This window comes from Mycobacterium celatum (assembly GCF_002101595.1).
Lineage (GTDB): Bacteria > Actinomycetota > Actinomycetes > Mycobacteriales > Mycobacteriaceae > Mycobacterium > Mycobacterium celatum.
In genome coordinates, this window is sequence record NZ_LQOM01000040.1 from 36,234 (window position 1) to 53,824 (window position 17,591).

Below are 17,591 nucleotides of genomic sequence, written 5' to 3' on the forward strand. Positions count from 1 at the left end.
ACCTTGCTGATCATGACGACATCGGAGATGGCCACCGTACTGGCATGGCACGACGCCCTCAACGCGTCCGACCTGGACACCTTGGTCGCGCTGTCCAGCGAGGACATCGAAGTCGGCGACAAACATGGCGCCGGGCAGGGCCATCAGGCGCTGCGTGAGTGGGCAGCCGCGCGCCCGCAGACCGCGGAGGTCGGCAGGATGTACGTTCACGATGGTGTGGTCGTCGTCGAACTGAAGGGCGCCAATGGCACTGGGGCGGCAGCGTTTCGGGTCGTCCACGATCACGTCACCTCGGTGTTCCGGCATGAAGACCTGGAGTCGGCGCTGGCGGCAACCGAGCTCACCGAGGCCGACCTGGTCGACTGAGGAGTAGCTGATGCGCGGAATCATCCTTGCCGGCGGCTCGGGCACACGGCTATATCCGATCACCATGGGCGTCAGCAAGCAGCTGTTGCCGGTTTACGACAAACCGATGATCTATTACCCGCTGTCGACGCTGATGACCGCTGGTATCCGCGACATCCAGGTGATTACCACCGCTCACGATGCGCCCGGCTTCCACCGGCTGCTCGACGACGGCGCCGCATTCGGTATCAACATCAGCTACGCGGTGCAGGACCGGCCCGACGGCCTGGCCCAGGCATTCGTCATCGGCGCCGACCACATCGGCACCGACTCGGTGGCATTGGCCTTGGGAGACAACATCTTTTACGGCCCAGGACTGGGCACCAATCTGGGGCGCTTCCAAACCGTCAGCGGCGGCGCGGTTTTCGCCTACTGGGTGGCAAATCCATCGGCTTACGGAGTGGTCGAATTCGGCGACGACGGCATTGCGCTCTCGCTCGAGGAAAAGCCGGCGACACCCAAGTCGCACTACGCGGTGCCGGGGCTGTATTTCTACGACAACGACGTGATCGAGATCGCGCGGGGCTTAAAGCCGTCGGCGCGCGGCGAATATGAGATCACCGAGGTCAACCAGACCTACCTCAATCAGGGCCGGCTCACGGTCGAGGTGCTCGCGCGCGGCACGGCCTGGCTGGACACCGGGACCTTCGATTCCCTGCTGGATGCCAGTGACTACGTCCGCACCCTGGAACGCCGGCAGGGCTTGAAGATTGGCGTCCCGGAAGAAGTGGCGTGGCGGATGGGCTTCATCGACGACGAGCAGCTGGTGCGCCGCGCGGAGAGCCTGGTCAAATCCGGCTACGGCGACTATCTGCTGCAGCTGCTCGAACAGCGCTGACGCGCGTACACGATGACAACAACGCCTGACCCGCAGCCTGTCCGCGGCGGAGCTGTGCTCGTCGCGTTGGTGATTGGTCTCATTATCGTTGCCGCAGTGTCGGTTTCCTACTGGAAGCGTGACCATCCCGCGCCGAAAGGATCGACGTCGTCATCGCAGGACGCGCCGGCTGCTACTTCGCCCGGGACGATGGACAAGGACGGCCGCTTCCTGTGGCTGCTGTCCAGCGAAGGCATTGAGCTGTCCCGATCGACCGATGTTGCGGTCAATGATGCGCACCGCGTTTGCTCCCGCCTGGAGCGCGGCGAAAGTGAAGAGCAGGTGGTTGCGGACATCGTCGAAGGATCGCCGGACTTGACACCTGATACTGCAGCCGATTTCGCGGACATCGCCAGGGAAGTGTTCTGCCCCGAAATCTGAGTTACTGCCGGTAGCTGACCAGGAAATTTCCCAGCCGCTCGATCGCACGCGATAGGTCACGCGCCCACGGCAGCGTCACGATCCGCAGGTGATCCGGTGCAGGCCAATTGAATCCGGTGCCCTGGGTGACCAAGATCTTCTCCTGCAGGAGCAGATCCAGCACAAGTTGCTCGTCGTCCTCGATGTCGTACACCTCGGGATCCAGTCGCGGGAAGGCGTAGAGCGCCCCCGCCGGCTTGACGCACGACACCCCGGGGATCTCGTTGAGTTTGGACCAGGCGACATCCCGCTGTTCGCGCAGCCGACCGCCCGGCAACACCAAATCCTCGATGCTCTGATAGCCGCCCAGCGCCACCTGGATTGCGTGCTGCGCCGGAACATTCGGGCACAGGCGCATATTCGCCAGCAAGTGGATGCCTTCGATGAAGCTGCTGGCATGGTCTTTGGGACCCGTGATCGCCAACCAGCCGGCCCGGTAGCCGGCCACCCGATAGGCCTTCGACAATCCGTTGAACGTCAGGCACAACACGTCTGGCGCCACCGAGGCCATGCTGATGTGCTTGGCGTCGTCGTAGAGGATTTTGTCGTAGATCTCGTCGGCCAGCAGCAGCAGCTGATGCTTGCGCGCCAAATCGGCCATTTGCGTGAGGACTTCGCGGCTGTAGACGGCCCCGGTCGGATTGTTCGGGTTGATCACCACCAGCGCTTTGGTGCGTTCGGTGATCTTGGATTCCAGGTCGGCGATATCAGGTTGCCAGTCCTGCGTCTCGTCGCACAGGTAATGCACCGGAGTGCCGCCCGCCAGCGAGGTTGACGCCGTCCACAGCGGATAATCGGGCGCCGGGATCAATACCTGGTCGCCGTTGTCCAGCAGTGCCTGCAGGGTCAGTGTGATCAGCTCCGAGACGCCGTTACCCAAATAGACGTCGTCGACGTCGAATCGCGGGAAGCCGTCGACGAGCTCGTAGCGGGTGACCACCGCGCGCCGCGCCGGCAGGATGCCCTTGGAGTCCGAATAGCCCTGCGCGTATGGCAACGCCTGGATCATGTCGCGCATGATCACGTCCGGTGCCTCGAATCCGAACGGCGCCGGGTTGCCGATGTTGAGCTTGAGGATGCGATGCCCCTCGGCCTCCAACCGCGCAGCGTGATCGTGCACAGGGCCGCGGATCTCGTAGAGGACGTCTTGCAGCTTCGACGACTGCGCAAACGTGCGCTGGCGCGGCTGGTGCCCGGTGGCGTGCCAGGGCAACTGATGCGTAGTCACGTCCACCATGGTGCCATGGCCGTCCAATGGAAATTTGCTGAAGTCTACGACTGCGGGAAATTGGCTGGATAAGGCCAGGAAAACAGGTAGCCGATTACTCACGCGGTGGGTTGCTGCGCTGCCGTAGAGTGCCGCCATCACCCAACAAGTGAGGCACAGCGATGAAGCTCAAACTCGAGACGCACCTCAGTGGAGATGGCCACCGCGCGACAGATGACCACGAGGCTGTCGAAGGACAAGCATCGGAACCCGCGGTCACTGTTCGCAGCTTGCGCAGACCGCTCGGGATTCTGCTCGTCTGCTGGATCGGCGTCGACGCCGCGATCGTTCTGGCACTGGCGGTCTGGAATGCGACGCTGACCACTACGGCGTGGGATTTAATCGGCTCAGCCCTGCTGTTGGGTATCGGTGTTACCTGCGCGCTGGCGTTCGGTCAGATCGTCAGGGGCTCACCCAATGCACTGGTGACCGCGATGGTCAGCCAGATCTTCATCGCGGGTCTGGCGGCCTACGTGTGGCTGGTCGACCAACGCAGTCCCGTCAGTCAACTGCTCGGGATAACTGGCGTTGCGTTGACGCTAGGCTGCATAGCGCTGATTTGGGTGCTCTACCTCGGCCGCTATGCGCGCACCGCCGTTACCAAGGGTGCTGCCGTCGTTGTCGCGCTGTTCCCGTTGATCGGTCTGGTGCAGTTCTGGATGCAGACCCAGTACCTGCCTGAGGCCTCGAGCCCGCTCGTCGATGTCAGTACCGAATTGTCGCCGATGGGCTCGACGGGTCCGATCATCCACCTGTTGGCGAAAGTGACGCTGCACAACCGCGGTTCTGTCCAGGTCGACATGCCTGCGGGGCTGATGCGGGTCACGTCCTACCCCGTTGGGACGCCGACAGAGCCGGCCACTACCGAGGCACTGCATGCTGCCCTGGATCCGAGTGGAAGCTCAATGAGAGATGACTACCGCGAAAAGGCGACTCTGCCAGCCGATTCGACGCTGCTGTACGCCACAATCATCGCCGCTTCGTACGAGGACAGTTTTCTCAATCCAGGCGAAACCGGCGAATACAAACGAGTGATCGACGTCGACTCCCGAACCGTTCGGCTGGTACGGCTGTCGGTGGAAGCGACACTCGTGACTCATCGAATGATGCAGGAAACCCGCTCGTGCTACCCGCCTCAAGTGTCCTTCTCGCAGGATCCAGGGACGTTCTTGTCTGAGGCGGGAAAGCTTCATGAGTGGGGGAACGCCGGAGCGCGCGTCTTGTGCACGGAGAGTCAGTTCGCCTCGACAGGAGCCGTCCAGGACCTGGTTTCGGATCATCCGGTGATGAGGATTCTCACCGTAGTCGACAACCCGAGCCGCGTCGTAGAAGTGCCGACGTTCCTGCCGTTCTTTGGAACCCGCGAAGCCGTCGATGATCCGTTCACGCACATCGCCACGCTGACCCAGGTTGGAAACGCCACTCCGGCAACCCTTTTCCGGGATTGGGCGGAGTATGCGCCGTCGGACGCCGACCTTCGCGGTGGCGCCGGATAGCGACGCTACCGCTTGCCCGGCGGACGGGCGCCGCGTGCGATGCCCAGCCCTTTGACTGGCGGCGTAGTGGCTTCGCCGTCACCTTCCTTGGCCGCGGGGGCGGTCTGGGGTTCCGGTTCCGGCTTGGCTTCCGGCTCCTTCTTCGGCTCGGCAGCCGGTTGAGTGGGGGCGGCGGCCTTCTTGGCACCGGGCCGTTTGGCGCCCGCGGCGATGCCCAGCCCCTTGACTGGTGCGGCAGGCGCTGTGGCCTCTGTCGCTTTCGCTTCTTCGGCGGCCGGCTCCTTCGCGGCCTCCGGTTGTGCTGGGGCAGCGGCCTTCTTGGCGCCGGGTCGCTTGGCGGCGCCGGCGATGCCCAGGCCTTTAGCAGGGAGCGGGCCGGCCTTGGTGGCTTTTTCCGGCGTGGGTTCGGCAGCCTCAGCTGGCTTTTCGGCCGGTGCCGCCGTCGCCGCGGTCGCCGCTTCGGCCTTCGGAGCGGGTTTGGGTGCGACCTTGGCGGCCTCTTCGGCGGCGGTTCCCTTGGCCGGCAGCGTGATGTTGCTGCGGTCGATGGACTCCAGCAGCAGGTTGGCCACGTCGCGCACGTCGACGTCTTCTCGCCCGGCGGCTTCGGCGCGGTCGTTGACACCGTCGCTGACCATCACCCGGCAGAACGGGCACGCGGTGGCGACCGTGGTGGCGCCGGTCGCCAGCGCCTCGTCGACCCGCTCGTGGTTGATCCGCTTGCCGATGTGCTCTTCCATCCACATGCGGGCACCGCCGGCGCCGCAGCAAAAACTGCGATCGGCGTGCCGCGGCATCTCGGTCAGCGTCGCACCCGACGCCCCGATCAGCTCGCGCGGCGCCTCGTAGACCTTGTTGTGCCGGCCCAGATAACACGGGTCGTGGTAGGTGATCGAAGGACCGCTGCCGTTGCCGTCGACCGGCTTGACCGGCACCAGCTTCTTGTCCCGCACCAGCCGGTTGAGCAGCTGAGTGTGGTGCAGCACGGTGTAGTTGGCGCCGAGCTGCTTGTATTCGCGGCCAAGGGTATTGAAGCAGTGCGGGCAGGTGACCACGATCTTGCGGTCGACGGTCTCCACGCCTTCGAAGACCCCGTCCAGGGTCTCGACGGCCTGCTGGGCCAGCTGCTGGAACAGGAACTCGTTACCGGAGCGGCGCGCGGAGTCACCGTTGCAGGTTTCGCCGGTTCCCAGCACCAGGTACTTCACTCCGGCGATGGCCAGCAGTTCGGCGACGGCCTTGGTGGTGCGCTTCGCCTTGTCGTCGTAGGCGCCGGCACAACCCACCCAGAACAGGTACTCGTAACCGTCGAAGCTCTCGACGTCCGCGCCGTAGACCGGGACGTCGAAGTCGACTTCGCTGATCCAGTTGGTGCGGTCACCGGCGTTCTGGCCCCACGGATTGCCCTTGGTCTCAAGGTTTTTGAACAGCACCGACAGCTCGGAGGGGAACTCCGACTCCATCATCACCTGGTAGCGGCGCATGTCCACGATGTGGTCGACGTGCTCGATGTCGACCGGGCACTGCTCGACGCAGGCACCGCACGTCACGCAGGACCACAGCACGTCCGGGTCGATCACCCCGCCTTGCTCGGCGGTGCCCACCAGCGGACGACTGGCCTGCTCGGGACCCGAGCCCGGCACGCGGCCGAATCCGGATTCCGGAACGTGGTGGCCCTCACCGCGACCGGATTCGATGTAGCCGCCCTCCGCGCCGGCTTCCTTTTCACCAAGGATGTAGGGCGCCTTGGCCATCCAGTGGTCGCGCAGATCCATGATGACGAGCTTGGGCGACAACGGTTTTCCGGTGTTCCACGCCGGGCACTGCGACTGGCAGCGCCCACACTCCGTGCAGGTGGCGAAGTCGAGCATCGCCTTCCAGGAAAAGTCCTCGATCTTGCCCCGCCCGAATTCGGCGTCGTCAGGCGGGTTTTCGAAGTCGATCGGCTTGCCGTCCGCCTCGATTGGCAGCAGCGGGCCCAGCCCGTCGGGCAGTCGCTTGAAGGCGACGTTGATGGGCGCCACAAAGATGTGCAGGTGCTTGGAATGCAGCACGATGATCAGGAACGCCAGCATGACCCCGATGTGCAGCAGCAGCGCCACTGTCTCCAGGATCTCGTTGCCGGTGTGGCCGAGCGGGCTCAAAATCTTGCCGAACAGGTGGGACAGGAAGGCCCCATTGCCGTAGGGAAGGTTGCCCAGATACGACGCCGCACCACGCAACAAGCAGTAGGTCCACACGACGTTGAAGATCATGAACAGAATCAGCCACGCACCGCCGGTGTGCGAGCCGTAGAAACGCGACGTGCGGCCGAGCTCCTTGGGATTGCGCTTGATGCGGATGATCGCGAACGTGGCGATACCGAGCGTCACCGCGACGACGAAGAAGTCCTGCAAGAAGCCCAGCGCGTCCCAGGTACCGATCAACGGGATGTGGAAATGGGGGCTGAACAGCAGGCCGTAGGCCTCGATGTAGACGGTGAGCAGCACGAAGAACGCCCACATGGTGAAGAAGTGCGCCAGGCCGGGAATGGTCCACTTCAATAGGCGGCGCTGGCCGGGCACCTCGGCCACCTCGACCTCGATGCGGGCGCCGACCTCGTCGGTGCGCCCGCTGGCCGGTTGGCCCGACATGATGAGTTTGGCCAGCCAGCCAACCCGTCTGGCGGCAAACAGCAGCACTATCGCCGTCATGCCGAGGCCGACTACCAGTCTGATCAGCGTCTGCGTCTCCACGGAGCGTCTCTCCAATTCTGGCGTTACTGAGCGGTAACTTATTCGATGTTACTGGCTGGTAACCATCCGGCCGTGCCTGCTCAGGCCTGCTTGGCCTGCTCATAGTGACATCTTCGTGGTATTAACCGCGACGAAGGCTCCCCTAACTTGCGAATCGGAGGTTATCGACCGTACGTCGGCCTGACCGGTATCAACGGCGGTACCTGGGCTGTGGTGGTCGGCGGGTACGGCGTCAGCGGCGGATAGCTGAAGGTGGTTGTCGGCTGGGTGGTAGTCGTGGGCCTGCTGGTGGTCGTGGTGGTCGGCACTGTGGTCGTCGTGGTGGGCACCGTGGTTGTGGTGGTGGGCACCGTGGTCCTGGTGGTTGTCGGTGGTTCGGTAGTCGTCGGCGGTGACGGCGGAATCGCGGACTCGGCGGGGCCGGGGTTCGACGGGATTTCCGTGTCGGTCGTCGGTGGCGGCGCGGGAGGCAGCGATCCAACGCTGGGCAGCTTGCTCAGCGTGGGTACGGTGCTGGGGCGTTGGGTGGGACCGTGGCTGGTGGAGCTCAACTTGAACACCACCAGGCCTGCCGCGAGCAGGGCGACCAGGGCCGCCGTTGCGCCCACGCTGTACAACACCCCCACGCGCTTGTACCACCGCGACCGTTTGGGCGTCGTGGCATAGCTCGCAGAGGCAGGTTCGGCTGCCACCGACGGGGGCGCGGCCGTCATGCCGCGGCCGTATTCGCCGCTGTCCTCCTCGCCGGTGTAGGGCAATGGCTCGTCGCCGCTGGACGCCTCCTGCGACCAGGCCAGCGCGCGGTAGGTCGCCGACGGGGCGCCGTCATCCACTGATTCGCCCGCAGCCGCAGCGGCCGCCCCGGCTGCCCACGCCGCGGGCGCTACATCGGTCGGAACAGGAGAGTCGAATTGGGTCGGGGCCGCGGCGGCAGCGCCCGGGGCAAGCGCGGTAGCCTGCGCGCCGGTAGACGATTTCTGCTCCGCAAGCACCGCCGCGCCGAAGGCGGCGCTCAGCGCCGGATGCGGCGTGGTGACCACCGGTGCCTGCAAGCGCTGCTCGAGTTGTCGGGTAACCAAAGGGATGCACGCACCCCCGCCGACCGTGGCGATCGCGGCCAGCCTTGCCGGCGGAATTCGATTGCGCCGCAAGACGTCTTCGACATTGCTGACTACGCGACTCAGGGGTTCGGCGATAAGGCGTTCCAATTCCGTCCGGAAGAAGCGGATGTCGTCGGCGCCAGGCATCTCGGCCGGGATGACCGCGACCGTAGCGGCAGATAGTTGCTCCTTGGCGCGCCGGCATTCGTCGATCCGCCGAGACACCGCGCTCACCGGCGCAGTCCCGGCCGCGTCGGCCTGAGCGGCGAGGCTGGCCTGGATGTGGCCGAGGATGGCCTGGTCGATCTGGTCGCCGGAAAAGTCGGGGTAGCGCAGCGTTTGGCCGATGTGCTGAAAATCGGCCGCCGCGTCGGTGAGTGTGACGCTGGTGCCGCTGGCGCCGAAGTCACAAAGCGCCACGATCCCATCGGTAGGGAAACCGGGTTTGGCGTACAGCGCGGCAAGCGCCGCCGTGGCGTCGGAGATCAGAGTCGGTGGTATACCGCCGGGAGTAAGAGATTGCTTGGTGCCCACCGCTTCTCGCAGCGCAGCGACGACGGTGGGATTCCAGTGCGCTGGGACGGCGATCGCCACCGGTGCCCCGTAGCCGACGGCGCGCGCCATCGCGTCGAGCGCCTCGACCGCCAGCGCATCACCGCTGTGGGTGGATCCGTCGGGCGCGATCAGCGGAGTGGGCGTGCCGACCTGCTCGACGAACCCGCGCAGCACCAAGCCGGGTTCGGTGAGGTTCGGGTTGTCCTCCGGCGTCCCTACTTCGTGTGGCCGGTGGCCGAACAAGGTGAGCACGGAACGGCGCGTCACCGGCGCGCTGCCCACTCGTGCCGCGACCAGGTTGGCGACCCCGACGGACAACCCGAGCGCGTCGGTCATATCTTGCAAACCCCTGCGTAGTCGGTTGTGTGGCGATCGTCGGCGCCGGTACCCCAAGGTAAGGACGGACGGGGCCGGGCCTCATCGACGATTCCCCGTAACCGTTTCCCCAGATGAGGCGTTCCCTAATCCTGCGGCCGCGTCAGTTGGCCGCCCGTCATGGGAGTTCGCTTCGCGTTTCCTGTGGGTCTGGGGGCCGCGGTCCGGGCCGCGGTTGACGACGTCGGCGTTGCCGTTAGGGGTGGTCGACAGGCCGGCAACCTGTGGCGACGGTTCGCAGCGGGTTGGGCGCGGCGTTGTCGGTGGAGCATCGGTACCTAGCTTCTGCTAATGCAGCGCATTGGTCGGTCCAAAAGAAGTGGTGTCGGTCGACTCGCCGGGTCGACGCGAGCTGCCGGAGCGCGCATATCGGGGCTCTAAGATCGCCGAGGACTTCACCGAGACCCATCGAAAGGCGCTTCAAGATGACCTCTTTGATCGACTACATCCTCGATCTCTTCCGGAACGAGGATGCGGCCCGGGCATTTGTTGCCTCCCCCGAGCAGGCGATGAGTGACGCGGGATTGGCAGGGGTGTCTGCCGAACAGGTGTCGTCGGTGGCGGCCACGGCAATGCCCGGCCTGACGATCGACAGTGGCGATCCGATGGCGGGTCTGCAGCAGGCGGTGTCCAACCAGTTTGGGTTTGCGTCGCCGGCTGCTTCGTTCTCGGCCAACGACGGCGGTTTCGTTGACGGCGGCAGCAGCGTCGGGATCGGTGGCGGCGGGGAGGCCGGCGCCTGGATGGGCGGCGGTGCCGGGCTGAGCGAATCCATCGGGTTCGGCGTTGAGGCCGGTTTCGGTGTCGGTGGTGGCTTCGGCGGCGAGGCTGGCGGTGGTTTTGGTGGTCAAGTGGGCGGCGGCTTTGGGGGTGAGGCCGGCGGCGGTTTCGGCGGGGTAAGCGTTGGCGCTGGCGGCGAGGCTGGTGGTGGTCTGGGTTGGCAGGGCGGCGCTGGCGGTCAGGCCGGCGGTGGCACACAGCTCGGTGGCAACGCCGACGGCAGTGGGCGTGTCGCGGGCCAAGCAGGTGCCGGTGGCCAAACCGGAGTTGGGGGTCAAGCCGGCGCCGGGGGCCAATTCGCTGGCAGCTCCGGTGCAGGTGTCGGTGGCGGTGCCGGTTTCACTAGCAGCGGCGGTCTGCAATCAGGTGGGTCGATTGGTGGCGTCGGTGCGGGCGGTCAGGCCGGCGCCCTAGGAGGCGGATCCTTTGGCGTCGGCGGCGCCGGTCTGGGTGCCGGTGGCGCGTTAGGTGGTGTTGGCGCGCTGAGCGCCCAAGCCAGTGCGACTGGCAGCGCGGCGCTCGCCGCCGGTGTCGGCGGCGGGGGTGGCTTCCTCGCCGACGAAAGCGCCGCCCTCGGCGGGGGAGCTCATGTCGCCGGCGGGCTAGCCGCGACCGGGCAGGCCGGCACGACGGGCGGCTTCGGCGCCAGCGCTGGGGGCGGAGCAGGTGTGCACGGCCAGGCCAGCGGCGACGCTGCCGGTGGCTTCGGCGGCCAGGCCGGCGCCAGTGGCCAGACCAGCGCCGGCGACCATGGCGACATCCTTAGCCACGAAAGCAGCTCGCTGACCGGCGCAACCAATGTCACGAGTCAGGGCAGCGTCATCCACGACAGCGGCTCGGTCATAGCCGGTCACGCCGCATCCGCCTCGAGCGGCTCGGTCATCCAGAATTCGGAAAGCACTGCACACCAAGGGGTTTCGAGCTCAATCAGCGGCAGCCAGGGGTCGACGGTCGAAACACACTCCACCGTCGGCGCTGCGGATCACTCGGTGTTCGACGCATCCGGTCAGTCGGGCGTCGACGCATCAAGCCATTCGGTGTTCGACGCCAGCCACGACGCGTCGCTGTCGCACAGCACTGCGGTGGACACCGACGCGTCGGTGCACCACCCCGTCGACCCGCACACCGGCTTCTGATCGCGAGCAAGAGGTAGGGCAACCCGGTGACCCAGCCTGCTGACCCGCGTCGGGTGACGGTGATCGTCGAACTGATCGATCACACCAGCAAAATCGCCGGCCTCAACCAGCGCGAAGACCTGGTGCAGCGGTTGGCGCAGGCACGCGAGCGCATCACCGATCCGCAGATCCGGGTGGTGATCGCCGGGCAGCTCAAGCAGGGCAAGAGCCAGCTGCTCAACTCGCTGTTGAACATGCCGGTCGCCCGGGTGGGTGACGACGAGGCGACGGTGCTGACAACCGTCGTCGGCTATGGCGCGCAGCCGTCGGCGCGGATCGTAGTGCGAAAACCCAACGGAGAAGAGGAATCCGTCAGCATCCCCGTCGCCGACATCCAGACCGATTTGCGACGGGCGCCCCAGGCCGCCGGCCGGGAAGTCCTACGGGTCGAGGTCAGCGCGCCCAGCCCGATGCTGCAGGGCGGCCTGACGTTCATCGACACCCCGGGCGTGGGCGGACACGGCCAGCCGCACCTGTCGGCGACGCTGGGGCTGTTACCCGCGGCGGATGCGATGCTGATGGTCAGCGACACCAGCCAGGAGCTGACCGAGCCGGAAATGCGGTTCGTGCAGCAGGCCCACCAGATCTGCCCGGTGGGGTTGGTTCTCGCCACCAAGATCGACCTGTATCCGCACTGGCGCGAGATCGTCAACACCAACATGGGCCACCTGCAACGCGCCCGGGTGCCGATGCCCGTCGTCCCGGTCTCGTCCCTGCTGCGCAGCCACGCCATCCAACTCAACGACAAGGAACTCAACGACGAGTCCAACTTCCCCGCAATCGTGCAATTCCTCAGCGACACGGTGCTGTCCCGGGAGAACGACCGGGTGCGCGACGACGTATTGAACGAGATCCGTGCGGCCGCAGAGCATTTGACCCTGGCGGTGACCACGGAATTGGCGGCGTTCGACGACCCGCAGCGACGGCTCACCGAGGACCTCGAGCAACGCAAGCGCGAGGCCGAGGACGCCTTGCAGCAAAGCGCGCTCTGGCAACAGGTGCTCAACGACGGCACCACCGACCTCACCGCCGACGTCGACCACGACCTGCGGGCGCGGTTCCGCGCGATCACCGAACGCACCGAGCGCACGATCGACTCCTGCGATCCGACCCGACATTGGGCCGAAATCGGCGCCGAGGTGGAGAACGCGATCGCCACCGCCGTCGGGGACAACTTCGTGTGGGCCTATCAACGTGCCCGGGCACTTGCCGACGATGTGGCCCGCAGCTTCATGGAGGCGGGGCTGGGCGCGGTCGCCCTGCCGGAGCTCAGCGCCCGAGCGATACGTGCGGATTTCGGGCAGCTCAAATCGCTGGCCCGCCTCGAGACCAAGCCGGCTGGCAAGGGCCACAAGGTGATTACCGGCATGCGCGGCTCGTACGGTGGCATGGTGATGTTCGGCATGCTGTCCTCGGCGGTGGCCGGGCTGGGCATGTTCAACCCGTTGTCGGTGGGCGCCGGTCTGCTTCTGGGCCGGCACGCCTACAAGGAGGACAAAGAAAACCGGCTGCTGCGCGCCCGCAACGAAGCCAAGACGAACGTGCGCCGCTTTGTCGACGACGTGTCGTTTGTGGTGGGCAAGGAGTCCCGCGACCGGCTCAAGGTGATCCAGCGTCAGGTGCGCGACCACTACCGCGGCATCGCCAATCAGGCCACCCGATCGCTGAACGAGTCGCTGCAAGCCAGCATTGCCGCAGCGAGAATGCAGGAAGCCGAGCGCTACAACCGGATTCGCGAACTGGAGCGCCAACTCGACATCCTCAACCAGGTCGCCGTCAACCTGGACAAGCTCACCACCCCGACGGCCGCGGTGTGAGTACCAGCGAGCAGGTCCGCGCAATCCTGGGCGGCACCATCCGCGCCTACCAGGGCGACCCGGCCTACCGTGAGCGTCCCGACGTGTTCTACGCGCTCGAATGCATCGGCGCGCGGCTGGGTGAACCGATACGCATCGCGCTGGCCGGCACGCTCAAAGCGGGCAAGTCCACACTCGTCAATGCGCTTGTCGGACAAGACGTTGCCCCCACCGACGCCACCGAGGCCACCCGGATCGTGACGTGGTTTCGGCACGGCCCCACCCCGAAAGTCACCGCCAACCACCGCGGCGGGCGCCGCTGCAACGTGCCGATCACCCACGACGGGGGGCTCACCTTCGACCTGAACCGCGTAGCCCCTGCAGATGTGGTCGACCTGGATGTGCAGTGGCCCGCCCAGGAGCTGATCGACGTTACGATCATCGACACGCCGGGCACGTCGTCGTTGGCCCGCGACGTCTCCGAGCGCACCCTGCGGCTGCTGGTACCCGAAGACGGAGTACCGCGGGTCGACGCGGTGGTGTTCCTGTTGCGCACTCTCAACGCCGCCGACATCGGGTTGCTCAAGCAGATCGGCGATCTGGTCGGCACCTCGGCGGGAGCGCTGGGCATCATCGGGGTGGCGTCGCGCGCCGACGAGATCGGCGCCGGGCGGATCGACGCGATGCTGTCGGCCAAGGACGTCGCCACCCGGTTCACCGCCGAGATGAATCAGACCGGGATTTGTCAGGCGGTGGTGCCGGTGTCGGGGCTGTTAGCACTGACCGCGCGCACCCTGCGACAGTCGGAATTCGTCGCGCTGCAAAAGCTTGCCGCAGTCGATGCCACCGAGCTCAACAAAGCCATGCTGAGCGTGGACCGCTTCGCCCGCCCCGACAGCGCGTTGCCGGTGGATGCCGGTACCCGCAGGCAACTGTTGGAGCGGTTCGGCATGTTCGGGATCCGGATCTCGCTCGCCGTGTTGCGGGCCGGTGTCGGCGATGCGGCCGGTCTGGCCGACGAGCTGCTGAAGCGCAGTGGGCTGGTGGCCCTGCGTGAAGTGATCGACCAGCAATTCGCGCAGCGAGCCGACATGCTCAAGGCGCACACCGCGTTGGTCTCGTTGCGACGATTCGTCGAGGCCCACCCGATTGCAGCCACGCCCTACGTCATCGCCGACATCGACCCACTGCTGGCCGACACCCACGCGTTCGAGGAGCTTCGACTGCTAAGTCAATTGTCTTCGCGGCAAACAACTTTGAACGACGACGAGATGGCCTCGCTGCGTCGCATCATCGGCGGGTCGGGCACCGACACCGCCAGCCGGCTCGGCCTGTCCGCCGAGGCAAGCTACGACGCTCCGCGCGCAGCGTTCGCCGCTGCCCAACGCTGGCGCCGTCGCGCCGACCACCCGCTCAACGACCCGTTCACCACCAGGGCGTGTCGCGCGGCGGTGCGCAGCGCCGAGGCGGTCGTCGCCGAATATCAAGGCGCACAGACTCTTAGGGGTTGATACCCGGGACGTGGATGTTGGGCAGTTGGTCCCGCCAATGATGCTTCGGCGAGCTGGTCACAGGCGGCGGCGCCGGCGCCTGCGTGGTCCATTGCGGGGCTGTGGTTGTCGGTTCGGCGGTCGTGGTGGTCGTGGTGGTGGTGGTGGTGGTTGTCGTCGTCGTCGTGGTTGTTGTCGTTGTGGTCGTCGTCGTGGTGGGGGAGGGTGCTTCGCCTCCGCCGCCAGTCGCAAGCACGACGAGTCCCCAGATGATTACCGCGATCAAGAAGACGACCAGCAGACCCCATCCCGCCAGCGCCCACGGCTTGAGGTACCACGGTGACGGATCGTCGGCCCGCATGAACGGGTCGCCCCGGCCGCCGTTGTCAGGTGGTTCGCTCCCCCTCACGGCAAGCGATCGTATCGGTTCTACAGCCCCGGCGGCAGCGTGATCGGCGGCAGCGTGATCACCGACGGCGGGGTGAAAGCTCCCGGTGGCGCCGAGGTGGTGGTGGCCGTCGTCGTTGGCGCGGTGGTGGTCGTGGTGTCGGTTGTTGTCGTTGTCGTGGTGGTCGTTGTCGTTGTAGTCGTGGTGGTGGTGGTCGTCGTCGTCGGCACCGTGGTGGTGGGCGCGGTGGTGGCGGGCGGAACGACCGGCGCGGCGGACGTCGTTGTGGGGGCCGGCGTGATGGTCGTCGTGGTCGTCGACGACGTCGTGGTGGCCGGGGTCTTGCCGTGTCCGCTCGTCAGCTGGAGGATGCCCCAAACGATCAGGGCGATCAGGATCGCGACCGCGACACCCCAGGCGATCAGCGCCGCAGGCTTGCGATGCCACGGCGTGGCTTTGGCCGGCGGTTCCGTTTCGCCCTCGTCGTATGCCGGTGCTGGCTCGTATCCGCCGTACTCGGGCGCGTACTGGGTCGGCTCGCCGCTCTCGCGGTAGTTCGGCGCGTATTGGGTCGGCTCGCCACCCTGTTCGTAGCCGCCCTGGCCGTAGCTGGGGCCGTATTGGGTCGGCTCGTCGCCGCCGTTGCCTGGAGGTTCGTAGCCTGCCACGGTCGCCGATAGTAGCCATCGGGACCGCAAAAACGCTGGTGCCACGCGGGCGGCGCGTGTCAGATGTGCGGCGGCAGCGTGATCACCGTGTGCGGCAGCGTGATCGTCGACGGCAGCGGCGGCAACGGCGGCAGCTTGGGTATGTGAGGTGGCTCGTGGTGCGCCGGTGGCGGCCGGCCGGGCTGCGGCGCGACGGGAGCGTTGGTCGCCGGTGGCGGTGCCTCCTCGGTGCTGCTCGGCGACGGCGTCGTCGTGGTCGTGCTGGAGGTTGTCGACGTCGTGGTGGTCGTCGAGGACGGAGTCGTCGAGGTGGTGGTGGCGGGACCGCCCCCGCCGCCGGTGGACAGCTGGATCAGGCCGTAGATGATCAGCACGATCAGGATCGCGACCAGCGTGGCCCACGCGGCCAGCAGCGAACGCTTGCGGTACCACGGCGGCGGCGGTTCCGGTTCGGACGCGTCGCCGGGTTCGATAGGGCCGGTTGGTTGTTGCACCTCGGCCATTTGCGTCGGCTGTTTGCTCGGATCGTCCTGGGGACCGTAGCGGGCCACGGGTCGATCCTACTCAGAGCTGGCGCATGACCTCGTCGGCGAACAGCTGCAGGTGCAGCAGATCCGACATGTCGAGCAGTTGCATGTACACCCGCTGAACGCCGATCTCGGCGAATGGACCGAGGCGGTCGACGATCTCGCCGGGTGTGCCCACCAGCGGCGAGTTGGTCCGCATCTCGTCGAGCTCCCGGCCGATCGCGGCTGCCCGCCGGGTGAGTTCGGCGTCGTCGCGGCCGGCGCACAGCACGAACGCCGCCGAGTAGGTCATCGAATCCGCCGACCGGCCGTTGGCGTCGACCGCGTCGGCGACTCGTCCGAACTGGCTTTGAACGGTGTCCAGCGACGCGAACGGAACGTTGAATTCGTCGGCGAAGGTCGCGGCCAGAAGCGGTGTCCGCTTGGCCCCCAGACCGCCGATGATGATCGGCGGATGAGGCTGCTGCACCGGTTTCGGCAAAGCCGGCGAGTCGTTGAGCGCGTAGTGGGTGCCCGCGTAGTCGAATGTCTCCCCGCTTGGCGCCGTCCACAGGCCGGTGATGAGTTCGAGTTGTTCGGTCAGCCGGGCGAATCGCTCGCGTGGCGGCGGAAACGGGATCCCGTAGGCCTGGTGCTCCCGCTCGAACCAGCCGGTGCCGAGTCCCAGTTCGACTCGTCCGCCGCTCATGTCGTCGACTTGGGCGACCGAGATCGCCAGCGGCCCGGGGTGACGAAAGGTCGCCGACGTGACCAGCGTTCCGAGCCGGATCGCCGACGTCTCCCGGGCGATCCCGCCGAGCGTCACCCACGAATCTGTCGGGCCGGGCAGCCCGTCGCCGCTCATCGCCACGTAATGGTCGGACCGGAAAAACGCGGAGTAGCCCAGTGATTCGGCGGCCTGCGCGACAGCGAGCTGGGTCTCGTAGCTTGCACCTTGCTGGGGTTCGACAAATACGCGAAAGTCCACGACCGACAGACTATGCGGCTTTAGAACGTGTCGACTTTCTCGATGCTCACGAACATGCCGTGGCCCGTGTGGTCATTCGTGAAGCGGGTGCCGCTCTGGCTGGCCGCGATCGTCCAGCCCTGCGCGTCGTAGGTGCGGTAGTCGATCGTGACCGCGGGGATGTCACCGAGATTGCCCAGCACCCAATGCACGTCCCCGCTGGCGGTAATGCTGACGCCATTGGCGTGCTCGCCATCCTGCATCGGCGAGTTGGTGAACGGCGCTTCGCAGCCCACGTTGTCTTTGGCGATCTGGCAGCGCGTCTGCCCCGACTTCGTCTCGATGAAGACGTATCCGTCCGGGTCGGGTGGCAGCGGAATGGCGCCGGCCGGTGCCGTCGGGCTCGGCGACGCCGGCTGGGACGGCTTTGCCGTCGGCGCCGGCAGCGGCGGTCGAGCCTTGGGGTAGGAGGGTTCGGTTGCGCCGGCGCCCGGCGCGGCCGCCGGCGTGCCGTCGACGGTGGAACCGCACCCGGCCACCAGCGTCGCGCCCGCCAGTAGACCTGTCAGTGCCATCTGCGATAGCCGCACG

General features: G+C 66.5%; 15 protein-coding genes. 7 read left to right on the top strand and 8 right to left on the bottom strand.

Annotation, left to right across the window (positions count from 1 at the left end):
- Positions 1 to 12: 12 nt before the first annotated feature.
- The 3 genes from AWB95_RS18005 to AWB95_RS18015 are packed head-to-tail and all read left to right on the top strand — an operon-like array spanning position 13 to position 1,663.
- Complete coding sequence (locus tag AWB95_RS18005) at positions 13 to 366, top strand: nuclear transport factor 2 family protein (RefSeq protein WP_062539213.1); 354 nt, start codon at positions 13 to 15, stop codon at positions 364 to 366.
- Between the two features lie 10 nt (positions 367 to 376).
- Positions 377 to 1,243 (top strand): glucose-1-phosphate thymidylyltransferase RfbA, encoded by an 867-nt coding sequence (gene rfbA / locus AWB95_RS18010; protein ID WP_062539206.1) that lies wholly within the window; start codon positions 377 to 379, stop codon positions 1,241 to 1,243.
- 54 nt (positions 1,244 to 1,297) lie between these two features.
- Positions 1,298 to 1,663, top strand: coding sequence for a DUF732 domain-containing protein (locus AWB95_RS18015; protein WP_062539207.1), 366 nt, complete (start codon positions 1,298 to 1,300; stop codon positions 1,661 to 1,663).
- A gap of 1 nt (position 1,664) precedes the next feature.
- Here AWB95_RS18015 and AWB95_RS18020 read toward each other — a convergent pair whose 3' ends face one another.
- Complete coding sequence (locus tag AWB95_RS18020) at positions 1,665 to 2,957, bottom strand: pyridoxal phosphate-dependent aminotransferase (RefSeq protein ID WP_062539208.1); 1,293 nt, start codon at positions 2,955 to 2,957, stop codon at positions 1,665 to 1,667.
- Between the two features lie 446 nt (positions 2,958 to 3,403).
- Here AWB95_RS18020 and AWB95_RS18025 point away from each other — a divergent pair, with 446 nt between their 5' ends.
- Positions 3,404 to 4,465: a hypothetical protein gene (locus AWB95_RS18025; RefSeq protein WP_142358459.1), complete on the top strand. Its 1,062-nt coding sequence runs from the start codon at positions 3,404 to 3,406 to the stop codon at positions 4,463 to 4,465.
- Positions 4,466 to 4,470: 5 nt separating this feature from the next.
- Here AWB95_RS18025 and AWB95_RS18030 read toward each other — a convergent pair whose 3' ends face one another.
- Positions 4,471 to 7,200: a (Fe-S)-binding protein gene (locus tag AWB95_RS18030; RefSeq protein ID WP_062539210.1), complete on the bottom strand. Its 2,730-nt coding sequence runs from the start codon at positions 7,198 to 7,200 to the stop codon at positions 4,471 to 4,473.
- 161 nt (positions 7,201 to 7,361) lie between these two features.
- A complete protein-coding gene (locus AWB95_RS18035) occupies positions 7,362 to 9,191 on the bottom strand; it encodes an Hsp70 family protein (RefSeq protein ID WP_062539211.1) in 1,830 nt (609 codons plus the stop codon).
- Between the two features lie 464 nt (positions 9,192 to 9,655).
- Here AWB95_RS18035 and AWB95_RS23975 point away from each other — a divergent pair, with 464 nt between their 5' ends.
- From AWB95_RS23975 to iniC, 3 genes are read left to right on the top strand one after another with little or no spacing between them, the layout of a single operon-like run.
- Positions 9,656 to 11,146 (top strand): IniB N-terminal domain-containing protein, encoded by a 1,491-nt coding sequence (locus AWB95_RS23975; protein WP_139818519.1) that lies wholly within the window; start codon positions 9,656 to 9,658, stop codon positions 11,144 to 11,146.
- A gap of 26 nt (positions 11,147 to 11,172) precedes the next feature.
- Positions 11,173 to 13,002 (top strand): dynamin family protein, encoded by a 1,830-nt coding sequence (locus AWB95_RS18050; RefSeq protein ID WP_062541021.1) that lies wholly within the window; start codon positions 11,173 to 11,175, stop codon positions 13,000 to 13,002.
- Positions 12,999 to 14,492: an isoniazid-induced dynamin-like GTPase IniC gene (iniC, locus tag AWB95_RS18055; protein WP_062541020.1), complete on the top strand. Its 1,494-nt coding sequence runs from the start codon at positions 12,999 to 13,001 to the stop codon at positions 14,490 to 14,492. Before AWB95_RS18050 ends, iniC begins: the two co-directional genes overlap by 4 nt.
- Here iniC and AWB95_RS23335 read toward each other — a convergent pair.
- From AWB95_RS23335 to AWB95_RS18080, 5 genes are read right to left on the bottom strand one after another with little or no spacing between them, the layout of a single operon-like run.
- Positions 14,482 to 14,880, bottom strand: coding sequence for a hypothetical protein (locus AWB95_RS23335; RefSeq protein WP_169714705.1), 399 nt, complete (start codon positions 14,878 to 14,880; stop codon positions 14,482 to 14,484). The two genes, iniC and AWB95_RS23335, sit on opposite strands and share 11 nt — an antisense overlap.
- Before the next feature lie 20 nt (positions 14,881 to 14,900).
- Positions 14,901 to 15,527, bottom strand: coding sequence for an oligopeptide transporter substrate-binding protein (locus AWB95_RS23340; RefSeq protein ID WP_169714706.1), 627 nt, complete (start codon positions 15,525 to 15,527; stop codon positions 14,901 to 14,903).
- A gap of 59 nt (positions 15,528 to 15,586) precedes the next feature.
- Positions 15,587 to 16,078, bottom strand: coding sequence for a hypothetical protein (locus AWB95_RS18070; protein ID WP_062541018.1), 492 nt, complete (start codon positions 16,076 to 16,078; stop codon positions 15,587 to 15,589).
- A 13-nt stretch (positions 16,079 to 16,091) separates the two neighbouring features.
- A complete protein-coding gene (locus AWB95_RS18075) occupies positions 16,092 to 17,021 on the bottom strand; it encodes an LLM class F420-dependent oxidoreductase (protein WP_062541017.1) in 930 nt (309 codons plus the stop codon).
- Between the two features lie 20 nt (positions 17,022 to 17,041).
- Positions 17,042 to 17,590 (bottom strand): hypothetical protein, encoded by a 549-nt coding sequence (locus AWB95_RS18080; RefSeq protein WP_238600889.1) that lies wholly within the window; start codon positions 17,588 to 17,590, stop codon positions 17,042 to 17,044.
- Position 17,591 lies beyond the last annotated feature (1 nt).